Source organism: Phyllobacterium sp. (genome assembly GCF_037994425.1).
In the GTDB taxonomy this organism is placed as follows: Bacteria; Pseudomonadota; Alphaproteobacteria; order Rhizobiales; family Rhizobiaceae; genus Phyllobacterium.
On record NZ_JBBNAM010000313.1, the window covers coordinates 1 to 1,790 of the forward strand.

Annotated in this window: 1 protein-coding gene; it reads left to right on the forward strand. The window is 54.9% G+C overall.

The genetic code is table 11. The features are described from left to right. The first annotated feature begins 739 nt into the window (after nucleotides 1-739). Nucleotides 740-1,519, forward strand: coding sequence for a DUF72 domain-containing protein (locus AAAB35_RS21070; RefSeq protein ID WP_340670233.1), 780 nt, complete (start codon nucleotides 740-742; stop codon nucleotides 1,517-1,519). The last annotated feature ends 271 nt before the right edge of the window (nucleotides 1,520-1,790 follow it).

The following is a 1,790-nucleotide window of genomic DNA, read 5'->3' on the forward strand; positions in this document are numbered from 1 at the left end:
CATTCAACCAGCTACCCGTGCCGATCGTCACATAGGGTTTAATTGTCGTTTTAAGCTTTCCCTTATTTAATCGCCTGATGGTAAAGTCACCGCTCGCAGCGGCAGCGTGATCGCCGGAGCCGGCGAAACCAAAGCGATCACCCCGCGTTTGAGTAGCGCTCTGAGCGAATTAACCCCTCTCAAAGCCGTCATTTCCCTTCTCGCCCTGCGTCCCCAGCAGGGCTTTTTTTGATCTGCTTCGTTGGCGGGGAAACTAGGCCTTCGGTGGCGCATGTTGTCATCCCGGATATCAAACTGCCAGCTATTAAGCGGGCGGAAGGCCGGGGTCTTCTTGAACAGGTGCCCCCGACGCTGTGGAACAAGTGGCAGTAGCGGGCAGCATGGCACCGTACTTGGCGGCCGCATAAGCTGTATCGCCGATGCGGATGTAGGGGTCGTCGAGCAGGGCGGCGCTCAAGTAAAGGCTCGGGGTGGAGCGTCAGTTTGCGCATTAGCTGATGGTATCATGCCCTCATGTCTTTCACGCCTTTCCGCAGGAAACCTTTCGGTCCTTGGCCTGTTAGACCGTTGGCGTAAATCGTCCACTGGTGACCAAGTGATATCACCGACTTGCGCGTACCTCGACCAGGAGGCTTATATCTTGGCAGAACGCACAGCAGAAGAAATCGCTGCCCGACGGGCTCGGCGTAAAGAGCGCCGGCAAAACCAGCGGGAAGCGAATTTTGAACGAGCTAACAAAATGCACAAGGTTCGCCTTGCAAGCCCGGACGCCGCCGAGGTCATGGCCGCCGATCCGCTAGCCGGAAGCATCCATATCGGTTGTTCCGGGTGGTACTATTGGCATTGGAAAGGGAACTTCTATCCAGCAGAAGTTCCGGCGAACCGATGGTTCGCTATTTATCAGGACCATTTCAGCACTGTCGAGCTAAACGCCCCGTTCTATTCCTGGCCAACAGTCAGTGCAGTAAAGACCTGGATCCGCCAGGCGGAGCCCAATTTCATTTACACCATCAAAGTCTGCGAACTGATAACCCATATCAAGCGATTCGAGGATACAGCGATCCTCATTAAAGATTTCGGCTACATCGCTGACCTTCTCGGATCTCAGATGGGATGCTTTCTTTTTCAACTGCCGCCTAGTTTGCGTTACAGTCCGGAACTCTTGCATTCGATCATTTCACAACTCGACCCGCGTTGCAGAAATGTTGTCGAGTTTCGGCACAAGAGCTGGTGGAACGCGAACGTCTACCAAGCATTCAACGCCGCCCAGGTCATTTTCTGTTCATGCAGTGGGCCCCGGCTGCCGGATGAACTCGTACGGACTTCAGACGACATCTATGTTAGATTCCACGGGATCAAGCAGTGGTATCGCCATGACTACAGCGACGACGAGCTTAAAGTGTGGGCCGAACGCATACACACATGCGGCGCCAAGACCGTCTGGGTTTATTTCAACAATGATCGGGACGGTTACTCCATTAAGAACGCGTGTCGGATGTCAGAACTGCTCTGCAGGTAGAAATGCGCGGGCGTCTGGAACCCGCGCATCAAACATGCGTCGGCCGGGTCATACATAGCGCGAACATGGTCGAACCACATCCGGGAGCTTTCCATCCTGATCGTGGGAGAGGAACCCCGACTATCGGGCGATCTTCGTTATCATTTCGCCGCTAGGCCGCCGTCGCGGATCCGCACCCATAACGCTATCCTCGATGTCATGCTTCTACGTCGGCAGTGCTACTTGGAAGGAACAAAAGTCGCCTCCGCCTTGTTCCGAGCGCGCGTTGAAA